The sequence below is a fragment of the Planctomycetia bacterium genome (assembly GCA_021413845.1).
Taxonomy (GTDB): Bacteria; Planctomycetota; Planctomycetia; order Pirellulales; family PNKZ01; genus PNKZ01.
This window is the reverse complement of the sequence record JAIOPP010000001.1, coordinates 64523-87466: the sequence shown is the minus strand read 5'-3', so window position 1 is coordinate 87466 and position 22944 is coordinate 64523. Positions and strand designations below refer to the sequence as shown.

The window sequence follows — 22944 nt, the reverse complement described above, 5'->3', positions numbered from 1 at the left end:
CTCTTGGCCCCGATGTCTCTTATTCGGCCCGCAGTTGCTCGACCGAAATGCCCGCGTGAATCCTCTCAGAATGACTTCCCAAACCAGCCTCTTTTGCCCTTGTATCCAAAAACCTGGGGCTAAATACCTTCATCCGTGATTGTTTACGTAGAAAACCGAGTTTATACTTCTTAATCCGAAATGATCCTGACGCATCGTTGAGGAAACCATTGAGGCACGTGTGACGGAATCGGCGTCCGCTCCGTGCTCGTAAATTCATTCAGGTTGACCAACCGGCTCACTGTCGCTGACGTGTATTAGACAAATCCTAAGATGATGTTCGTGGTCGGCAATCGTGGCAAAGGTGCCTTGCCGTCGACGGCTTGCAGGAGCACATGCGAATGACGGTGATTCGATGCGGTATCGTTAGCGCGATCGTGTGGGCCGCTTCTACGTCGGCATTGCTGGCGCAAGCCACCACGAGTTTGCAAATCGGCCGTGGCTTCAACGTCACCGTTCCGACCACGGGCGCGCTCGCCAATGCACCTATGGCGGGCCTCGTGGGAAGCTTCGATCCTTCCCTGGGCTTTCTCATCGGAGCCAAACTTTCACTCACTGGTGAGGGATACGCCGCTGGTCAGGTATCCCAATTGGCTATACCGGGCACATACGTCGCGGCGCCACCAACTTTGTGGTCGAGCGACTTTTTTTGGTACGGAAGCCCGATAAATCCAGATCTAAGTCTAGTCGGGAGCGGAACCTTCGAAGGAATACCAGAGAACAATGGCTACAGCAGTGGCTCCGCTTACGTCGATGGCGGTGTTTACTCGTATTCGTTTTGGAAACACGTTCCCTTTTCAGCGACCACTTCTCAAACGACCTCGAACCTTACGCGGTTTATTTCCCAACCTGGGTACGACCTTGGCTTGGCGCAGGTCAGGCTCTCGGTCTCCCAATTCCAGCCTCCGGGAAATTCGGGAATTTCCTACTCTCTCAATGGTGGAGAGGTGTCCGGGACCGTCGTGGCCACGTATGACTACATCCCGAATTCTACCTTTGACGGCACGAACTACACTTTCCAGTTTTCCCCGGAGATCGATGGCCTACAATCGCAACTGAACCTGGTTAACGAATCGGTCGTCGATCTATCCGAGTATCAGACACTGAAAGTCGGAACCAATGGTGCCGGCTCGCTGTCGATTGCAAGCGGCAGCAAGTTGACCACCAGTTACTGGAACGATCTCGGCGTCAACCTCGGTTCGACGGGGAGTGCCACGATCACGGGCATAGGGTCCAAATGGGACGCTAATACTATTCGCGTGGGTCTCAATGGTTCAGGGACGACCACAGTCAGCGACGGTGGGATACTGACCACCGATACAGGCGAACTCGGTGTTAACGTCGGCTCGACGGGCAATGCCACGATTACCGGCCCCGGATCGCAATGGAACGCAACCTCTTTGAGAGTCGGCGAGTACGGTAGCGGTACTCTCGCCATCGACAACGGCGGCACCGTCATCAGTAATAACTCTACTCTCGGTGTTTATAACGGCTCGACGGGCGATGCCACGATCACGGGCATTGGATCTACATGGAACAACAACGTTCAGCTTACGGTGGGTTCCGGCGGTGCCGGTACACTCCTGGTTAGCGATGGCGGCACGGTCAACAGCAATTACGCATCTCTCGGCTTCGGCTTCGACGCGACGGGCAGCGCCACGATCACGGGCATCGGATCCACTTGGAACATTGCTGACCCGACGAACTACCTTGGCACGCTTAAGGTGGGTGAATACCATGGCTCAGGTACGCTCCTGATTAGCGACGGCGGCAAAGTCACCAGCGAATCCGGCGTGATCGGCTATAACAGCTCGGGCAATGCCACGGTCACCGGCAGCGGATCCAGCTGGATCACCGACGGTTTATCCGTAGGCGACTTAGGCACAGGAACGCTGACGGTAGCCAATTCGGGTCTGCTCTCCGCGAGTGGCGGGGTCGGCATCAATTACGGCGGCACGCTGAATTTGCAGTCCGGCGGCAGGCTGCAAGTTGGGCAATTGAACATCCAAGAAGGTGGAACGTTCAACTTCACGGGCGGGACTTTATCGATTACCTCGCCGACCGGTTACATCAGCGCGCCGAGCGGCTATTCCTTCGATCTTACTAATAAATCTTTGGTCAATAACGGACAGGTATCGGCTCCCGTAGTCGTCGGCGTCGGCGGTGTGGTCAAAGGGGGCGGTACGTTCTTCGGCCAGGTCACCATCAACGCCGGCGGCATCGGCTCGCCCGGCAACAGCCCCGGGGTGATGACCGACACTTCGACGACTTGGAACGCCGGCGGCAAATACGTTTGGGAAATCAACGACCTCAACGGCGTGGCCGGCCCGACCATTGGAAACCCCGGTTGGGATCTGTGGAACCTCGGCACGTTAACGCTCAATAGCACCTCGGGGGATCCTTTCCTCATCGAGATGCACTCGGTGACCACGGGATCGCCGCCGTCTTCCGATACGGCTTTGGCCGGATGGAACCCTGCCCAGCACTACTCCTGGAAAATCGCGACGGCCGACAGCAACGTGTTTACCGAAGCCGCTTTGACTTCGTTATTGATCGACCCGAGTAGTCCGTTCTTTGCGAGTAACGGAACCAACGGTAGCTTCTTTCATCTCGCGAGCAGCAACGGCGGTAAGCAATTGGACCTTGAGTACGATCCGGCAGCCGTACCCGAGCCGTCTTCGATGCTCTTGGCCGGCATGGTCGCGGTCCCGGTGGCTTGGCGCAAGCTCCGGCGGCGCAAGCCAGAAGGAACCTAGCACCGCCGCTTGGGTTTTAAGCGTCGCACTCCGGACGAGAGGTTGCCGGTCGTGGCCTGCTCCGCGTTTACTTGGCCGAGCCTCGCTTGGCAAGCTCGGCATGCTTTCGGGCAAGATCTTTGAGATCCAAGCCCGTGTAGACTTGGGCGATCGTACGATGGAATTCGGCATTATCGCTCATGCGTAACGCGCACAGTTCCAGATCGGCGAGGGCGTCTTGCCACCGGCTCAATTTTGCCAAGGTCCGCCCGCGGAGGTATCGCAACGGGATGTCGTTCGATTCCTTCTGGATAGCGACGTTGAGGAGTTGCACCGCTCGCAATGGGCCGTCGGGGTCTTGCTCGTCTTCCGCCAAGACCAGCGCCAACTGATACAGCGTCGGCACGAGCTCGCTGTTGAGCCGATAGGCTTGTTCCAAGTAACTCCGCGCGGTCGGGCGATCACCGTGGGCGAGCGCGTCGGCCCCTAAGAGGAGATATGCCGGCGCGGGGACGTCTCCGGCGGTGATCAAATCTTGCAGAAAGGTTCGCGTCATCTCGGCGACGCCGTCAAACCGCTGAGCCAGATCCAGCAGCCGTCGCAATACTTCGGGATGCCAACGATCTTCACGAAGCGCGCTTCGCAACAGTTTAAAACGTTTGTCGATCTGCGCTTTTTCCGTAGCGCTCGTCAGGAGATCGTCCCAAGCAAGGTACGCTTCCGTTAATGCGGCCCGCTGCAGTTCCGGAGGGACGTTGAGGTGCGGTTGCTTGAGGTAACCGACGGCATCTGGCGCACGGCCCAGACGTACGGCAGCTGCCGCCGCGTGGAGCGGCAGCAGCTGCTCGTTCGCGGGATCGTCCGGATGCTCTCGATACCACTGGATGACCGCCTTGAATTCCGCTTCCGCCTCGGCTTTACGACCGAGGCTGAGAAGCACGGCCGCCAGCTCCATGCGGGCCGTCGTCGAACGCGGGCCCAGGCTGCGATAGCGCTCGATTGCTTCCTCCCGGCGATTCGCCGACTTGAGTAAACGAGCGACGGCCAAGTCCGTTTCGACTCCGGTTTCTCCGTACTTCTGCATCAGCTCTAAGGCGCTGAGCACGAACCGCATCCGTTCTGCGGAGGAGAGGGCCGGATTGTCGACGGCGTGCATCGCGAGAGCCGTGGCGACCTGCGCGGCCAGCGATCCGAAAGGCCCGTCGGGCTTAAGGGTCAGACCTTCGCGCAACACGGCGAACGCCGCGTCGTGATCGCCCGACAGCAACAGCGCCGTGACGAGACGGCGCCGAGCTTCGTCGTCGGCCGGTTGCTTTTCCAAATCCATCCGTAGCTGCGTCTGCAACGACTTTAAGAGTGTCGCGGCCCGTGCCCCGTCGCCGCGACTGAGTTGATCCTTGGCGACCAAGATTTGCAGCTCGGGAACGTTAAGCGCCGCCTGCAGCAGCACCGGGTCGTTGGTCACCATGGCGGCACGCGCGGTGCGTAAGTAAAGTTCGGCCAGCATCGCCGCGGCTTCCGCCCCGAATTTCGGATTCGTTTTGAGCAAAATCAGATGCCTCTCGGCATTCCGGAGTGCCGCCGGATCCGGAGCTTTCGGTTGCGACAACGTCCGCCGAATCAACCAGATATGTGCGGCCGGGAATCCCAACCGATCCTCGGGTGCGATCGACTGCATCAGCTCCGACGCTCTCTGTGTTTCGCCGCGCCCGGCGAGCGCTATCGCCAAGAGGTAACGGTGATTGGGTTGCTCGGGAGAATCGTCGATCAAGCGGCCGAGACAGACCACGGCGACGTCGTAGTTTTTTTCTCGCAGCGCCGCATCCGCCGCCGCAGCGTAGGCGGCATGGAATTTAGTTGGCGGCATTCCCAGCGTGAGTACCGCAACGGCCAAGGTGAGCGTGCCGGCGACGACGGCCGCGAGCCCGGGGAGGACGAGATCCAACCGAATCCGTTCGTCCCAATCGGTGACTTCCTCGATACGTGGCTCCCCCACGCAGACCGCGTAGATGCCGTATGCCAAATACCGAAACGGCGCCGACAGCATCTCCCGAAAGTAATTGGGCGCGGCTTCATCGCTTGGCTGCTCAATCTCCATGGGAGTCCTCACGGCGAAGTCCCGATTGCGTGGCCGGTTTGAGTAAGACTTCGGCGGCCCTCGCCGCCAGGCGTTCGAGCGCCGCGTTCGCAGCCGCCGTCGCGTCTGCGTCGGGCTCGGAGTATTGCTCCAAGAAGACTTGCGATTGGAAGGCCGGGCGGTCGGACAAGCCAGCGACTTCCGGCCGGAATAAACGGAGACTTCCCCCACGCAAAGATTCTCGAATGCGGGCCTGGATCCGCTCCCAATTTCGAGTCGCCGGCGGAGTCAGCGTTTCTCCGTGCCCGTCCAGCAGTGAAAAAGCACAGTATCCGTAGCGTCCACGGGCGAAATGTCGCATCCGCAGGACGACTCGAACGCCGCCGGATTTCGTCGCCTCCTCGCTCCGAGCAACGATGACCCAACCTTGACTGGCGTAGCAGGTGGCAAGCTCGTGCCAACCGTGAAACGGATAATCGAACGTTTCGACGATGTGAAGTTCTTCCGAGCGATAGTCGGCGCGCTCGGTGAACTGTCCGAACGCCGAGGTGCCGAGGCGTTCGATCGACTCCGCCTTGTCGCGGATCCACGAGCCGTCCTGCGGGGGAAAGAGGCAGTCGTGAGCCTGGGTAAACTCCGCCCGCCGTGAACTGACTTGCACATCTTCGGCCAGCAGGGCGACCAGCGGCGCTTGGCAGAAGATCAGCCAAGCCCAAGCCAATGCGCCGACCACTCTCGCACTGAGCATCACCGACGACGCCGGCGGTCGCGCGATCTGTGCCGTGACCGGCGCGGACGTGGCGACCGGCGGGATCGCAGGCGGCGATTGCACGACTGCGGCGAAAAACTTCAGCCAGCAATCCGTGCTCCAGATGAGCAGAATGGCGAACCAGAAGGCGATGAAGCCCGAGATGTCGTGCCGGAGGCCTTCGTCGGCGGCGATGTTCCAGTAGTAGCGGAGCACGGCGATCGCCGTGATGCGACCGACGTTGGCAATGACCGTCCAAACGGGCGCGCTGAGCAGCAGCACGCAAGTCGCCGCCGCCGAGCGACGGGTCCATAAGCAATAGAACAGCGTCAGACTACAGGCGGAGACGAGCGACGTGAGACCCGCACAGGCTTCTTCGACCAACATACTCCGTCCGGGAAGTTCCACGACATTGCCCGAGAGGTGATGGAGCACTCCGAGGAAATCAAGAACATAGCCGGCGGCCGCGGCCGTGAATCGTTGCAACGACTGAATCAATTTCTCATCGCCGCCAAACGGGGGACGGAGCAAACTCAGGCATAGGATTAGTCCGGGGATTCCGGAGCGCAACGCCTCGATTCCGCCGCGACGATAGATGGTAACGGCGAGTTGTCCGAGAAAGGCTGCGTAAGCCAGCCATGGAGAGTAGACGAAGATGGCTGCCGTGAGCAGCAGGAAGAACACGGTCGAACCGGCGACGACTTTTCCGAACGACGCCGAGTTGTTCGGCGGCAGTGAGAAAACATCGCGGTGCAACAGCGCGGCACCGCCGAGCAGTGTGATCGGAAACAACTGGTAGTGCGGCAGCGACCAGAGTCGCCAAAAATAGCCGGCCAAAATCGGCAAGAACGCCGTGAACGCGAGCACGTTCGTGCCGTAAGCCGCGAGTTGATTTCGGATCTGCATGGAGGACGTCCACTGCGACGCTGCAAGTTTCGTCGACACATTTTGTCTCAGAGAACGACAACCCCCTCGAAGGTGGCATGTTTCATCATATGCGGGCAGCGATGTTGCGTAAATCAGCTAACGGATTCGGAATTAAGGATAGCCGGCCCAGCGCCGCTGGCATTGGGGCGGCGACTGGTGGCGGGCTACATCGACCAGGGAGAAACATGCACGTGGCGCTGTTGAACTCGCCGAGGTCCAATGGATAGTCGTCATCACCGCCGTGGGCTTCGTGTTCCGACGGCAGATCGAAGTCAACAGCGGTTTGCCTGTCGCACGAGCACGTCTCGGGCAACACGTCCGCGACCCACTCCGGCACAACGATTTTCAATGTATCTGTTTCGGCACCGCGAAGGAAAATCGAGAATATCGGGAGCGCTTCGCAACGATTCGAGCGAAGGCATCAGCCGGGCGGCGCGGCATCGTTTACCAGCGCCGAGATGCATCGTCGAACCGGCTGGGACAAAACAGGCCAACAATCTACCAGCCGAGCAAGTTCACGATCGGCAATCGAAGCTTCGGCACAATGTGCGCCGGAGTCTGCGCCACTCACAGACGGAATATTCACATTTCCCGAGGAATCTTCACTTGGTTCGAGTCCTGTATCAGACTTGAACCCAGTCGATAGCTCCCGACGGACCTCATCGACCGCTTAATACCGGACATCCCAGTGCTTTTCTCGAGGGCATCCAGGCCCTGTATCCCATAAGGGACCATAAGCGCCCGACTTCAGGTCGGGCTTGAAGAATGCATGTTTGAAATAGCGACGAGATCCACCATCGTTGCGGGGCACGCAACGGTCCAAGATTGAATACCGTCGTATCGATTTTCTCGACGCTCACCGGATATCGACAAGAGTCGCCGGCGATAAACGGCGATACCGACCGAGGATGCCGACTTCGAACGGGCGCATGACTTTCCGGCCATGGAGTCGAAGGCCCAGTGAAGTGCCTCCCCGGCTATCCCCAACGCTCAAGGAGCTCGGGCAACAGGATACCCTTTCCAAAGCCATTCCAGCGCCTGAGGCAGGACTTGCGCCCGGGCATTCCCGATGCCGTGGCCGGCATTGAGGCAGTAGACGTATTGATAGTGATAGCCCTTGGCCTTCAAGACCTTGGCCATGCGATTGTTCGCCTCGACCCAGTCGTGCATGCCGTCGCGCATGATGTTGGGGTTGAGCGAATCGCGATCGCCGACCGCCATCCAGAGTCGAATGGGTTTCGGTTCGCTCTCGGGAATGAGCTTCTCATGGAAGCCCCAAGCACCGTCGGGCGTCTCGGGGTTGAAGGGCCACTGTTGATTGACGAAGGTGCCGGAGGTCGTGAGCACGCGGTGATAAAGGTCCGGGCGATACCAGGCCATGATGAGCGCCGCCGAGCCGCCCGAGCTGTTCCCCATCGTTGCGCGACCATCCGGATCTTTGGTCAGTTTGACGCCGTAGTTCTTCTCGACCAGGGGCAACACTTCGTTCTCGATGAACTCGGCATACAGGCCTGACATCGTGTCGTATTCGCGGCCGCGCTCATGACCCTGCGCATCGCCGCCGCCGTTGCCGACCATGACGGCGATCAGGGCGGGAACGCGTCGTTGGGCGATGAGGTTGTCGAGGATGCGCGGCAGATTCAGGTCCGGCTTGCCCAGGCCCGGCCCGTCGTGCGTGACGATGAAGGGGGCGGCGGTGCCGGGGACGTATTGCGCGGGAACGTAAACGGTGATGATCCGCTTGTAGTCGATTCTGTGGGTTTCCACGATCAGCGTTTTAGGGTTCTTGGGATCGAGGGTGCCGAAGACGTCGCGGGCAATCCCGGGATTGAAGAGTTTGCAGTCTTTCGAGTCCATGCTGAACTGTTGCACTTTCCCCTGCGGCACTCCCTCGACCACCTTCGTCTCCGGCGCCGCCGCATATTCGGGTCCGATGACGAAATCCCCTTCCGCGTCGACGGGTGGATTCACGCCGGGCTTTTCATCGAGACGCGTGAACTTCGGCGCTCCAGGCGCATCGAACGGACGTGTCGGCGGCTGAGGCCGCGCCGGAGGCTTCGGCGCAGTCGCGGCAGGCTTGGGTCCGTCGGCGCTGAATGCCGGCGCGGGCAGAGCGAACGAGGTTGTCAAGCCGATTAGCAACGAGGTGAGGCAAGGTTTCATGAGAGCGAGAGGCGATGGGGTCTTGGGGCGTCGTGAAGCACATCGTATTCAGAACGGTTCTAGCCTGCAGGATTGCGCGACACAATTGCGTTTCAGGAAATCCGGATAGCCGTTAGGAATGCTAAGAAAAGGATCGCCGTAGCCGTTCCTCCTGAATTGAACTCCGGCCCGCGCAAGCCGTTCGGCGAGCACGGACCGGGGCGATCGCTGGACGGCTCGGCTCAATCGCGGCGACTAGACCGACGGAACTGACGAATCAAAAGCCACCAAGAAACTGCGATAAGTGATCCAATTACGCCGATAGCCGGCGTTAAGATCTCCGCGATTGCGATGATGTCGGTCCACCATCCTTGCGTTGTCGCCTGTGGAACTGACGATGAACGTCCGCGAGTTAGTGGCGTCGGCGTCGGCCCGCCGCGAAACCTCCGCGGCTCCCTTCCCGTTTGCCGGCCTTGAAAGCCCAGCCCGCGAGCGCGAGGACGACGGCGACAATGATGATGCATTCCATTCTTTCCTCCTGAAATCGAATTACTCTGATTGATTTTGATTAGATCCTGAAGTTCGCTAGCCGTTCCACTTGCGGCACGGCTCACGAAACGGGCATGTCGGACATTGCATGGCCGACGGTGCCGGATAGAAGCTCTTCGCCTCGATCGCTTTCCAGACCCGTTCCATGACGCGTTTCGTTCGGTCGATCCGCTTCCGGTCGATCGCCACCTCGAGCAGATCGATCGATGGCTCTTTGGTCTTGGTGATCACGGCGAACTGCAATCGCAGTCGCTTTCGCGGTGCGAAGTCGCGAACCAGCTCGTGATACAGTAAGAGTTGTCCGGCCGAATCATCGGCTTGCGCTCGTGACCACCGCGACCGTGACGTTTTGAAATCCGTCACGATCAGCTCGTCGACGGTCTCCACCAGCAGATCGATGCGGCCCAACACGTCCGGGCAGCCGCTCAGCAATGGTTCCCGAAGCTCTTCCTCGACACCGATGATTTGGCCGTTCGGCACTGCGAGCGAACTTGTTTGGAAGGCTGCGATCACGCGTCTCGCTAAGTCACCAAGGCCGTCGAGGTTCTCACCTTTGCCGAATCGGACCGTTGCTGAATTCGTCTCTCGCCAGTGTCGGTCATATTCACCGAGGAGCGCCTCCGCTGTCGGCGGCTCGTTGCCGGCCAGCAACTCGTTGAAGTGGTACTCGACGGCTCGATGGATCGCGCTGCCGAACACTAGACTCGACGAGACGGTTCGCTCCGGCAGGCCGGCGATGTAGCGAAAGAAGTACCGCAACGGACAACCTTGGTACGTCGTGACGGCCGAGTAACTCAAGTAATCGCGCGCCGGCTTGGGAGGCGTCGGTTGCGGCGCTGGACTCGCTCTCGTGGCCGGTCGTACCGGCGCTCTAATCATCGGCGGCCTCCGTTGCCGTTCGCACCGGCTGCTCCCTTGAGTTCGTCGATGAGACTGCTCGCTTCCGTAATCGTTAACTCGGCTGGGTCGCGGACGCCGAACATAGCGTGGAGCTTATCGCCGAGTACGATCCCCTGCCGCTCCGCGATCGCGGTGAGCGCCCGCTGTTGGCTCGCCGTGGCGGCCCTGGTGCCGTCGCGATGTCGATTGCTGGAGCGACCGTTGGTTTGGACGGTTGCGCTTCCGTCGCCGTTCGCTTGACTGCCGGCGCGCTCGGTGGCCGTGTGACCGTTCGCGGCCGGCTGAACCGCACCGGCGGCGAGTTCTTCATCGACCGACGCCTTCGCCAGTCCGAAGAGTTGGCGAATCCGATCCTTCAAGCGAACGGCGTCGCCGACGAGCGACGAATCGAGTTCGAGTTCCAGGTTGACGGCCGCACCTCGCGAGCCGTAGTTCGATTCGCCGACCTTCTTCGTGAATCCGACGTTGAGTTTGAGCACGGGAATCTCCGGTTTGAGGAGGATGTGAAAATGGGTAATGCGCACAAGGCGCGGTTATCGTCGTTAAAGGGCGCGAGCGCAGCGCTGGACGCGAAGGAGGCCAGGACGACCCTGGGACAGCGCCTCGGGCACAGCGGCGCTCTACGGGCGCGCTAGGCGCTCCAGCGCCACGGGACCCGAAGGCCGACGCCGAACATCGACCGGTGGCGAGCTTCAGAAGTCCGTGAGATAGACATCGGCCCGCCGGCGTCGAAAACCTACCTGCCGCTCTCGCACGACTAGTGTTAGATGACCTCAACTGCTGCAACTCACGGCTGTTGACTAAGTCGCGTCGGCTGAGTCACACGAACTAACACCCGAACTAGTGTTAGTCGAAGTCGTTATCGGGTGCGCACTTAGATAATACTTACCGGCCGGGCCCGGAGAGACCGGGCAGCTAACGGCGATTTTCTCCGCGACTCGGAAGCGAAGGAGCAATCCAGCCACGTCACCCCCTTCGGCGATGGACGGAGATTTCGTGTCCCGACTCGCTATGGTCCGGCCGCCGCGCACTATCGGTTGGCCCGGAGACATTTCGAGATACCGAGGATCCGGGCACCCGCTTCACTCCATTCGCTGCGGTTGCGTACAACCCTCCGCGATCGCCAGCCGGTATCGACGCAACGGCGCACTTTTCAGCGGCCACGGTAGCTCCCGCCGGAAGTAAGGCTATGATAAATCCCGTTACTTTACGGGGGATCTATGGCGGCGTCGGTCGATCAATTCGGAAAATCGCTCGTCGCCTCCGGTCTCATGACCGGCGAGGACGTGAAGGCATTGTGGACTGAGATTCCCGCCGGTGAGCGCCCGAAAGATGACGACGCCTTTGCCAAGCTGCTGGTTGCCCAAAAGAAGCTTACGGAATTTCAAGCCACAGAGCTGCTCGCCAGCCGCGGCGCCCGGTTGATCATGGGGGAGTATTCGCTCCTCGCCGAAATCGGCGCCGGCGGCATGGGGAACGTCTACAAGGCGCAGCATCGCCGGATGAAGCGCGTCGTGGCGCTGAAGGTGATGTCGGGCACGGCGATGAAAGACGAAGGGGCCGTGAAGCGCTTCCAGCGTGAAGTGCAAGCCGCGGCCCGGCTCGAGCACCCGAATATCGTCACCGCCTACGACTCCGGCGAGGCCGGCAACGTCAAGTATCTGGTGATGCAGTTCGTCGACGGCAGCGACCTCTCGGACTTGGTCAAGAAGAACGGTCCGTGCTCGGTCGAGCGGGCCGTCGACTACGTCTTGCAAGCGGCCAAAGGGCTCGCCTTCGCGCACGCCGAAGGGGTCATCCACCGCGACATCAAGCCGGCGAACTTACTGCTCGATAAAAAGGGAGTCGTCAAGATTCTCGACATGGGCTTAGCCCGTATCGAAGGAGGCGACGACGGTCTCACTGCCACCGAGCAAGTGATGGGAACGGTCGACTTTATGAGTCCCGAGCAGGCGGCGAATACGAAGACCGCCGACGCTCGGGCCGACATCTATTCGCTCGGCTGCACGCTCTGGTTTCTGCTCACGGCCAAGAAGGTCTACGAGGCCGATTCGATGATCGGCCGGCTGATGGCGCACCGCGACGGGCCGTTGCCGTCGCTCGTGAAGACGCGCGATGACGTACCGTGGGCGCTTGAGCAAGCATTTCACAAAATGATCGCCAAGCGGCCGCAAGACCGGCTTCAGTCGATGGACGAAGTGATTGCGGCGCTGGAGCCCTTTGCGGGATCCGGTTCGTCCGGCGGTGGTTCGCGTTCCGGATCCGGCGCCGGGAACAACGCAGAGCTCGCATCGTTCATGAATGCGATGGGGAGCAGCCCGACGAAGGCCGGCCCATCGACGGCACAAGTCAAGTCGGCCCCGTCGAAGACTTCAGTGGCGGCGCAGCTCGACGCGACTGCGCAGTTCGACAAGGCGGAAGCCGATACGGATCCGAAGAGCCAAGTGCTTCCGGCCGGCGCAGGCTTCGCCTCCGCTGCGGCAGTGGCGCCGCCGCGCGCCGGCGCGAAGAAGACTAAGTCCCCGCCGCGCAAGAACGTGAAGCTGATAGCCGGCGGGCTTATCGGGGCGGTGCTGCTGCTCGTCGCGGGCATCATCGTGACGGTGCGCGACAAAGACGGCAACGTCGTCGCGGAAGTGAACGTGCCCAGCGGGGCGAGTGTGGAAGTGAAGCCGACACCCGCCGCACCTCCCGCAGCCGGGATCTCGGCCGCGGAAGCGCAAAGGAATCGGGCCGCCGCGGAATGGTGTCTTGTCGGAACGGGCTCTTGCGAAATCGTTTTAGTGGGAAACGGCGCATTCGGTTCAACCAAGGTGCTGAACAAATCGGCGCTTCCACGCGAACCGTTCTACGTCCTGAAGATCGCACGCGGTGCTCCGCCGATCGACTCGCTTCGGGAGATCCATGGGCTGAGTCGGCTGTTCGAAATCAACGTTACGAATTTAGGATGTTCGGACACGGCCCTTGAGCAGTTAGCAGACTTACCGAAACTTGACTCGCTTCAAATCGCCGGGGGACGCATCACCGATCGTGGCATGCAATGGGTTGCGACTCGCTTAACTTCGTTGCGCCAAATCGATCTGCGAGGCAACGAGGGAATCACAAACGTCGGCCTCAAGCATCTCGCCAAATTGCCGGGATTGGATCTCGTCAGGCTCGGTGGAACGGGTGTCACGGCGGCGGGCGTCGCGGAGCTCAAAAAGGCGTTTCCCAATTGCAACGTTGAATGGATTGAACCGACGACGGTTCCGTCGTCGACCACCCCGACGAACGTCGCAACGACCCCGTCGACGACGGTCCCGACCGCCGGTTGGAGCTCGCTCTTCAACGGCCGCGATCTCACCAATTGGACCCCGCAAGGCTTCAACGGGTGGAGCGTCGCCGACGGTGTTCTCGTAGGTCGTACGACTGGTAACGCGTTCGGCTGGCTGATGTCCGACCGGGATTACGACGATTTCGAGTTCGAGTGCGAATATAAGATCGGGCCGAACAGCAACAGCGGTGTCTTTTTCCGCGCTTGGCCGGAAGGCAACATGAGCGGTGCCGACTTCCAAGAGGTGCAACTCCTCGACGACAGTGCAAAGAGGTTCGAAACCACCCAGAGCAAGACCCGCACCGGCGCGATCTTCGGCAATGTGGCGCCAAGCCCCGAGGTTCGTCCGCCGGCAGGCCAGTGGCATCAGTTTCGGCTCGCCGCGTTTAAGACCAGCGCCCGGATCTCGATCAACGGCACGCAAGTCGTCGCCACCGAGCTTATCGGCGGCAAGCGCTCGCGCGGTCGGCTCGGCTTGCAACTTTATCCCGAGCAGATCGAGTTTCGCAACCTGCGCGTGCGGGAACTCAATCCCGACGGTACGCCGCGAACCACGGTGCCGACCGGAACAACTCCACCGGGTTCTGCGGCCCAAGGAGACTACAACCTGCACTTCGACGGGACCGCAAACGTTAAGTTCGACGAAGTGATTCCGTTCGCGATGGACTCCTGTACGGTGGAAGCCTTCGTGCGTCCGGAGGCCTTCGTGTCCAGTGCCGTAGTCTACTCGCCGTCCGCCACCATGACTTTGGGCCTCCATGTGCTCAAAGGCGATCGTTGGACCTTGAGGAACGTCTACCTAGCGAGCGGCCACCATTGGGTCGATGCTCGAACTCCTGTCGAATTGGGCCGTCTTGTTCACGTCGCCGGCGTTCAGGACAAATCGGAGTTCCGCCTCTACGTCGATGGAACTCTCGTGGGAAAGGCGGCGGTGAATCCCAAAGACTTTACCGTCCAAGTAAGGCCGCCGCTGATCGGCGATAAATTCAAGGGCACGATCGGGGAAGTGCGCTTCTCCAAGGTGGCGCGCTATACGGCCGACTTCACACCGAAAACGCGACATGTGACCGACGAGAACACGTTGGCTCTGTATCATTGCGATGAAGGCACCGGCAACGTTCTCAAAGACTCATCGGGCTATGAGCGCCACGGCAATATCATCGACGCGACTTGGGAGCGCAGCGAATCGAAGACGGCCGGCGAGCCGGCCTTGGGACAGTCGGCCGCGACGGTCGACACCCCAGCCGGGGTCGCCGATGCCGCATTGAGTTTCAATGGGGGGACGGGCGAAATCATTATTCCTAACCTGCAACGCGACGGCGGACCGTACACGTTGGAATGTCGCGTCCGAGACTTCAGTGGCAAAACGATGCCGATCGTGCGCGTGAACGGTCGGGCGCCGGTCCAACTCCACTCGGCGAATCGCATTCCCCACGGCGCGGAACGAACAGCTGACGACAGAGTTAGTCGCGATCTATACGGCACGACCATGTCGGCCGACCGGTGGACGCATCTGGCGCACGTCGTCGATGCCGGCGAATCACGATTGTTCGTCGACGGAAAACTGGTCAAGAAGCAATCGGGGGTGTCAACGGCCTCAAGCACGGCGAAGTTCGACGGTACGTGGATCGGTAGCGAGCGTCTCGGAGGTTACCCCTCACGCTACGACGGCAAAATCGACGAAATCCGCGTTTCGTCCACGGCTCGTTACGATGTCGACTTCGAACCTGAAGAACGCTTTACGCCGGATGTGCATACGCTTGGTCTCTATCATTGTGACGAGGGTTCGGGAACTGAACTTCTCGATTCCTCCAGCCATAAGCGGCACGGGCAAATCGTCGGCGTGACGTGGGTGCGCAGCGGAGCAGCGCCGACCGGCGCGGCAGTAGGCCCGGCGATCGATCTCTTAAGCGCGATTCAAATCCCGCGCGATGTCGTCGCCGGCAATTGGATGAAGCAAGGGAGCATGCTCGTCACGCCGCCGAACGGCGGAGGCGGCGGACAAGCTCGGCTCTACTTGCCGACGCCCGGACCGGTTCCGAAATCTTACGACATCGAACTCGTCATCGAGCGCAAGGTTGAAGGCGGCACGGGTATGGTGTTCGGTCTCGTTTCCGACGGCCACCAAGCGACTGTGATGATGGATTCCTACGGCAGCTCGGGTTTGTGGGGAATCGACGATATCGACGGCCAATACATCGGGCAGGGAACGAATTCGACGAAGAATCCCGGGCGTCGGTTGACGCTGAACGAGCGCAAGACGGTTCGGGTTGAAGTGCGCTCCGACGGTGTCAGGGTCTTCTGCGATGCCGAAAAGGTGGTCGATTGGAAGGGCCGGTCCGAGCAACTCTCGACCAAATTCTGGGACATCCCGAACAAACAGTCGTTGTTCCTCGGCTCGCAGGGGACGTTTCACATCCATTCGATCCGGCTGACACAGCGCAGGTAATCGAGAGATTTTTGGGAATAAGCGGACGCGCTTCGGCTGCTTCGGTGTGAGATGTCATGGAATGCCGTGATTTACGGCGTTTGGTCTCACACTCGCCTTAGTGTTAGCTCATGTTCGCTGTCGAAATGCCGGTTGACTCGCAGGATCTAACACCCACCACGGTGTGCGTCGAAGTCGATGCGCCGCGACCATTTAAGCATAACTAACACCGCCGTCTAGAACCGGGACCACGGAGGTTCGACGACTGCTACGAACGCCACGCACTCCCATCGGCTCGCTCCGCGTCGTTTTCAAAGTACAGAAATCGAGGAAAGCCGTTGAGTCGCTTTCAAGCTGCATCGATGCAAGTCCGTTCTTTTAACTGCCACGCTGGCTCCCGCCGGAAGGAAGGTTATGATGATTCCCAATACTTTTCGGGGGGCTTCATGGCCGTGTCGGTCGATCAGTTCGGGAAATCGCTCGTCGCCTCCGGCCTGATGACCGCCGAGGAAGTGAAGGCGTTGTGGGCTGAGATTCCCGCCAGCGAGAGACCGAAAGACGCCGACGCCTTCTCCGCGTTGCTGGTCAAGCAAGAGCGACTGAGCACGTTCCAATCGCAAGAACTCCTCTCCGGCAGCAATAGGCCGCTCGTCTTGGGCGACTACTTATTGCTCGGCAAGATCGGCGCCGGGGGCATGGGCGAAGTCTTCAAGGCCCATCATCGACGCATGAAGCGTCTCGCCGCAATCAAGCTGTTGCCGGCCTCGCTCACCAAAGACGAAGGGGCCGTCAAACGGTTCGAGCGTGAAGTGCAAGCGGCCGCTAAGCTCAGTCATCCCAACATCGTGCAGACGCACGACGCCGGCGTGCAGCGCGGCGTCTGGTATCTGGTGATGGAATACGTCGAAGGGCAAGACCTCTCGGCGATCATCAAACAGAAAGGTCCGTTGCCGGTTTCCGCAGCGACCGACTACATTTTGCAAGCTGCGCGCGGCTTGGCGTTCGCTCACGGCAAAGGTGTCGTCCACCGTGACATCAAGCCCGCCAATCTACTACTCGACCAAGAAGGCGTCGTGAAGATTCTCGACATGGGCTTGGCCCGTTTCGATTCGTCTGGTGATGCGGCCGACCATCAGCTGACGAACACCGGTGCCGTGATGGGCACCGTTGATTACATGGCTCCGGAGCAAGCTCAAGACACGCATGCCGCCGACGCCCGAAGCGATATCTATAGCTTGGGGTGCTCGCTGTTTCGCTTGCTGACGGGCGAGAGCGTCTATCAAGGCGAGACCGTGGTGAAAAAAATCTTCGCCCACGCAGGCGATCCGATACCCTCGCTGTGCGCTCGACGTCCCGATTGCCCGGCCGAGATCGACCGCATCTTCCGGAAGATGGTCGCCAAGAGGCCTGACGACCGTTACCAAAAAGCCTCCGAACTGGTTGCCGAACTCGAAGCGTTTCGAAATCCTGGGGCGACAGCTTCGTTCACGAGCCCTAGCGACGGTCAGTTGTCGAACTTTTTTCAATCGCTGAAACAACCGAAGCGGACAGCGACTTCGACCGCTCAGCCGAGCCTGCAAACGGCGGTGAAGACCGAGCAGACGATCGCCTTTGTCGGAGCCGAAGTCGAAACCGATCCCAAAAGCGAGATCGTGCCGTCGTTAGCCGCACCACAGGCTAAGCCGGCGACCGCTCCCAAGCCCACGAGCGTCGGTAGGGCAAAGCAACCGCCCTCGAAAAACATGAAGGTGTTGATCGGTGCCGGTGCCGCGGGATTCTTATTCTTGTTACTGGGAGTGATCGTGATCGTCCGCGATCAGGACGGGAAGGAAGTGGCTCGACTCGAAGTGGCCGAGGGACATTCGGTTGAAGTGCAGCCGACGACCCCCAACAACTCATCGACGCCCACGGTGCCGGCCCCCGTCGGTACGTTGCCGCCTCCCGTTTTTCCTGTACGCGAATCCGCAGGTTCAAGGCGGCCATCTCCACCGCTGCAAACGTTCGATCTCCTAGCGTTGCTCGACTTGCAGCAAGATCGCGTACCGGCACCCAACTTGACCGGGGCCAATAATTGGACCCGATCCGGCGAACAAGTCACTTACACGACGGATGGAAAATCCGGGCGGATCGCCGTTCCCGTAGATCTCAAGAATGCCACCGATTACGAGATCGTCGCGAAGGTTCGGCGACTCTCCGGCACTAGCGTATTCACGTTCGATCTTCCCTGCTCCGACAAGTCCGAGACCGGACTCGATATCGTTATCGGGGGCGGCATCCAACTCAAGGTAGAGAATGATCGGCGACAGAGAATCGGCGATTGGCCGACTGCTGCGAAGGACGGCGGAACGATCGTAGCACGGGTTCGTCGCGAACCGGGCGGCGAAGGTAGCATCCGTGTTACCGTCAATGGATTGCCTGCCGCAGAATGGCAAGGAGCAATCTCGAAGATCGGTAAGCCTTGGGACAGTCATCCCGGTTTTCCCGGCACGTCGACGCTTGAAGTTTTTTGCTTCAAGGACTCGTTCGAGTTTTCGTCCTGGCAACTGCAAGTCTTTGCCGGGCAGGCTCTGCCGCTTCGGCAAAGCATGACACCACCGCGCGCCAAGTCTCCCTTTGATGCCAGGCAAGCCAAGGCCCATCAACAAGCCTGGGCGAAACATTTGGGAATCGAAGTCGAGACGCCCAACAGCGCGGGGCAGACGATGATCCTGATTCCGCCCGGCGAATTCTTGATGGGAAGCACCGATGAGCAAGTCGAGGCGGCGTTGAAGGTGGCAGAAAAAATCAAAGCCCCTAGCGGAGCCATTAGACTCGTCGAAAAGGCCGAACGGCCTCAACACAAAGTCGTCATCACGAAGCCGCTGCTGATGAGTGTGACCGAAGTCACGATCGGGCAGTTTAAGAAGTTTTCCGCCACGGGGTATGTCACGGAAGCAGAAAAGGCCGAGGCCGTCGCCAAGGCTGCGCCGCCTCCGGTCGAGGCTGGCCAACCACCGCCGAAGCCGATCCAGACCTACCTCGATCCCGGCTATGTTGCGAGCGATGATTTGCCGGCGGCGTTCATCACTTGGAACGACGCCACGGCTTACTGTCAGTGGCTTTCAACACACGAGAAAGCAACGTATCGCCTTCCGACCGAAGCGGAGTGGGAGTATGCCTGTCGGGCCGGCACGACGACACAATACAATTTTGGCGACGACTACAACGACTTGTCCAAGTATAGTTGGCATGACAAGAACGCTGGCGGCAAGGCGCATCCGGTGGGCACACTGTTGCCGAACAACTTCGGCCTGTTCGATATGCAGGGCAATTTGTGCGAATGGTGCGAAGATTATTTCGACGAGAAATCGTATTCAGTATCTGCGCTAAATGACCCACACGGCCCAGCTGTCGGCTTCCTTCGCGTGATCCGTGGCGCCTACTGGACCTCCCCCGCTTTCTACTGTCGCTCTGCGTATCGCCTCAACTACTCGCCATACTCCCGTCATGTCAACAACGGATTTCGTTGCGTACGAGAGTTAGGCGACATGACGGCGGCGGTCACGTCGACATCGGTCTCGCCGTTCGTCACGGCGCCGCCGGCCGTGAAATTAACCGGCCCGGAGCCGCTGCCGGCGAAATCTCCGTTCGATGCAAAACAGGCCCGGATCCACCAAGCTGAGTGGGCCAAGCATCTCGGAATCGAAGTGGAAACGAGGAACAGCATCGGCACGAGTATGGTCGTCATACCGCCGGGCGAATTCTTGATGGGAAGCTCCGATGAGCAGATCGAGTCCACGGTGAAGATCGCTACGAAGCTGAAAGCCTACGAGGGGCACCTCAATTGGATTCGTCGTGTCGAGCGGCCGCAGCACCGAGTGATTTTGAGCAAGCCGTTTGCGCTCGGCGCAACCGAGGTTACCAACAAACAATTCAAGCAATTCGTCGAAGCAACCAAGCACGTTTCGGACGCGGAGCAAGACCTAATCGACAACCCCGATACGAAGCGCAGGAATCAGACTTGGCTCAACCCAGGCTACGACTTGAGCGATGAGTTACCGGTAACGAACGTATCGTGGAACGATGCTTGCGCGTTTTGCAATTGGTTAAGCGGCCAGGAGCAACTCCGGCCGAACTATCGTAAGAATGAAAACGGCGCGTGGGTTGCAACGCCGGAAGCGAACGGCTACCGCCTGCCGAGCGAAGCGGAATGGGAATACGCCTGCCGCGGCGGGACGACGACGCTCTATTCGTTCGGCGACGACCAAGCGGAACTCAAAAACCACGCTTGGTTCGCCGCGAACGCTGAAGGACGCCCGCGGGCCGTCGGCGCGAAGTTGCCGAATCCATTCGGGCTCTACGACATGCACGGCAATCTCAACGAATGGTGTCAGGATTGGTTCCAGACAGCATACGGCAATGGATCTCAAACCGATCCCCCAGGTTCGAGCATTGGTTCCTCTCGCGTCCATCGCGGCGGAAGCTGGAGCCCTCATGCGACGGCAATCACTTCCGCGCAGCGCGATTCTTATGAGCCTCGGAGTCCTCATCTCTACACGGGTTTTCGCCTCGCTCGCACACTCGCATCGCCGGCCGCCCTGCTGTCAGCGACCTCACCTGTCATCCAGCAGCCAACCTCCAAACCCACACTGATCGGCACGCAGCCGCCGCCGGCCGTGGCCCCATTCGACGCCAAGACGGCCCGCTCGCACCAAGACGCCTGGGCAATGCATTTGGGGATTGATGTCAAGACTCCCAACAACGTCGGCGCAACGATGGTCCTCATTCCGCCCGGTGAGTTCCGGATGGGAAGCAGCGATGAACAGGCTGCGGTTCTAATCGGGGCCGGCGAGACTCCTCAACATCGCGTCGTGTTGACGAAACCGTTTGTGATGTCGGCCACGGAAGTCACCGTCGAACAATTCGCCAGGTTCGTTAAAGCAACCGGTCATGTAACGGAACGGGAGCGAATGATCGCAGCGGACCCGACGGCCAGCGAGAAAAAAACCTGGCGCGTACTTATGCCGACGTCTCCGGTAGAACGGATCTCGTGGAACGACGCCTGTGCATTCTGCAACTGGCTAAGTGAACAAGATCATCTTTTGGCGGCCTATCAAAAGGACGGCGCGTCGTGGCAACTCCGAGACGGCTTCGGCTATCGGTTACCGACCGAGGCCGAATGGGAATACGCATGCCGTGCAGGAACGACGACGCAGTATGCTCACGGCGATGAAGACGTTCAGCTCAAGGAGTATGCGACGTATCAATCGAACGCTCGAAACTTCGCGACCGTCGGAGCGCTCAAGCCGAACCATTTCGGGCTCTACGACATGAGCGGGAGTGCCTACGAATGGTGTCAGGACTGGTATGAGGCCGACTGGTATACCCGATCTCCGCTCAACGATCCCCCCGGCCCTGCCGTCGGCACGCATCGCGTCATTCGTGGGGGAACCGCGTATATCAATAGTTTGAGTTTACGCAGCGCCTCTCGCATGAACTCGCCGCCGACTCCGATTTTGGCATCCTATCTGGGAGGGTTTCGCGTCGCGCGTACTCTAGAAATTCCAAAGACGACGACGACCATCACACCGCAATTCACGTTTCCCGCCGCCGCCCCGGGCAAGCCTAGCCAGCCACCTTCTGCAACTCCTTGAGCGACGCGAGCGTCGTCGCGACAATTCGCGCCTGCCGCTTCTGTTGCTTCAGCGAACGGGCCAACTCACCGGCTTGCTGAGCGGCCGTGCGCAACGTGTCGCGCAGTGTCAGGGCTTGCTCGATCGCAGACTCAGCCGTGCTCTTATGCGCCGGCTTTTCCGGCTTGGCATCGTTCGGCGTCACCGCCGTCGCCGACGCTGCGACTTTCTTGTCGATCGGTACGGTCACAACGACCTCCGCTGGTTGGGGTTTAGAAGTACGAGGCAAAGCGGAACCGCGATCCGATTCGGCGTGTTTCGCATGATTGCTTGGCCGGCGCGCAACGTCTGGAGTCATCCGGATCGGATCTTCGTGACGAGGAATAGCGGAGCCTTTGTCGAGCAACATCCAAATGAACCGGCGGCGATCATCGACGCACAACGCCGGGGATTCCGGCCCGAAGAGACCGACATTGCGGAAACCGAGCCGCAGCGCGCGTTCGACGTATCGACGGTTCGTGTTCAGCACGATCGGCTCGCCGACGAGCTGCGAGGCACCGAGTTGCAACTCGGTCGGTCGCGCCGTCTCGGTCTCTCGGCAACGGACAAGCACCTTCCCGTTAAGATCCAGCGTAACGGGCATGTGAACGCCGTCATGGCAAGGCAGCCGAGGTAATGCTTCTGTGAGCAAACGGGCATCGTCAGGCGCGAACTCAAGCGTCGACTTCACGCCTACACCGCTCGGCAGGATCTGATCGAGTTTCGGAAACCGGCCGTCTTGAATCCGGAGCGTCAATCGCCAGGAGCCCAGTTCGAAGCCCACGTGCTTTTCGCTTCGGCCGACCCGAAACCCGTCGGGAGCGTTCAGGTCGGTACAGCCGAGCAACTTCGTCGCCGGCACTAAGGCATCGTCCTCGAAACCGAAGCGGTACCCACCTTGAGTTAAGGCTTGGTGTCCGTCGGTGGCCTCGACGGTTCCGGCCGCTCCGCGTAGCTGCAGGCAGCCGAGTGCGTAGCGAGAGGAATTCGGATCAGTCGTCTCGACCGCATCTGCCAGCGGTGGCCACAATTCGGCGTCGTTGGGCAGCATCGTATCCGGCCAAACCGGAAACGCATCGCCCTTCGGCTTCGGCTGAATCTGCTCCGAGGAACGAGGGACGCCGTGATCATTCCAGGCCAACTCGACTGAGTCATCCGGTCGGATCGTGATGGTCACCGGCGACTCGTCCCGCCCTTGGCAAGCTTCCAAGGCGACTAGCGGCAGACGAATCGTGCGGGCCTCACACGGCGCAGGCTGATGGTATTCGATCGCGATGTCCGCTGACACGGCTTGGATGCGACAACCTTCGGGGCCGCCGACGAATGTCACGATGCAGCCGGTCGAGCCGGCCTTATACAGTCCGCCGCGACGACAAAGCGTGCGGAAGCGGCGGAGAATCGAACGAGAGATGGTCAACACGGGGAGTCTCCGAAG

Annotated in this window: 9 protein-coding genes; 3 read left to right on the top strand and 6 right to left on the bottom strand. The window is 60.1% G+C overall.

Annotation, left to right across the window (positions count from 1 at the left end):
• Positions 1-380 precede the first annotated feature (380 nt).
• On the top strand, positions 381-2795 hold the full coding sequence (locus K8U03_00230; protein ID MCE9603310.1) for a PEP-CTERM sorting domain-containing protein: 2415 nt from the start codon (positions 381-383) through the stop codon (positions 2793-2795).
• Between the two features lie 67 nt (positions 2796-2862).
• Here K8U03_00230 and K8U03_00225 read toward each other — a convergent pair whose 3' ends face one another.
• The 5 genes from K8U03_00225 to K8U03_00205 all read right to left on the bottom strand — a co-directional run bounded on the left by K8U03_00225 (position 2863) and on the right by K8U03_00205 (position 10596).
• A complete protein-coding gene (locus K8U03_00225; GenBank protein MCE9603309.1) occupies positions 2863-4872 on the bottom strand; it encodes a tetratricopeptide repeat protein in 2010 nt (669 codons plus the stop codon).
• The gene (gene xrtU / locus K8U03_00220) at positions 4862-6505 is read right to left on the bottom strand and encodes an exosortase U (GenBank protein ID MCE9603308.1); all 1644 of its coding nucleotides are present in this window, start codon (positions 6503-6505) and stop codon (positions 4862-4864) included. The genes K8U03_00225 and xrtU overlap by 11 nt, the downstream gene beginning before the upstream one ends.
• 1011 nt (positions 6506-7516) lie before the next feature.
• On the bottom strand, positions 7517-8689 hold the full coding sequence (locus K8U03_00215) for a prolyl oligopeptidase family serine peptidase (protein MCE9603307.1): 1173 nt from the start codon (positions 8687-8689) through the stop codon (positions 7517-7519).
• Between the two features lie 564 nt (positions 8690-9253).
• Positions 9254-10096 (bottom strand): PD-(D/E)XK nuclease family protein, encoded by an 843-nt coding sequence (locus K8U03_00210; protein ID MCE9603306.1) that lies wholly within the window; start codon positions 10094-10096, stop codon positions 9254-9256.
• Positions 10093-10596, bottom strand: a complete 504-nt coding sequence (locus K8U03_00205; GenBank protein MCE9603305.1) for a hypothetical protein — start codon at positions 10594-10596, stop codon at positions 10093-10095. Before K8U03_00205 ends, K8U03_00210 begins: the two co-directional genes overlap by 4 nt.
• A gap of 741 nt (positions 10597-11337) precedes the next feature.
• On the opposite strand from K8U03_00205, the gene K8U03_00200 reads away from it, so the two are divergent.
• Complete coding sequence (locus K8U03_00200; GenBank protein ID MCE9603304.1) at positions 11338-15879, top strand: DUF1080 domain-containing protein; 4542 nt, start codon at positions 11338-11340, stop codon at positions 15877-15879.
• Between the two features lie 425 nt (positions 15880-16304).
• The gene (locus K8U03_00195; protein ID MCE9603303.1) at positions 16305-21491 is read left to right on the top strand and encodes an SUMF1/EgtB/PvdO family nonheme iron enzyme; all 5187 of its coding nucleotides are present in this window, start codon (positions 16305-16307) and stop codon (positions 21489-21491) included.
• On the opposite strand, the gene K8U03_00190 is transcribed toward K8U03_00195, so the two are convergent.
• Positions 21463-22929, bottom strand: coding sequence for a hypothetical protein (locus K8U03_00190; protein MCE9603302.1), 1467 nt, complete (start codon positions 22927-22929; stop codon positions 21463-21465). The two genes, K8U03_00195 and K8U03_00190, sit on opposite strands and share 29 nt — an antisense overlap.
• Positions 22930-22944: the final 15 nt, after the last annotated feature.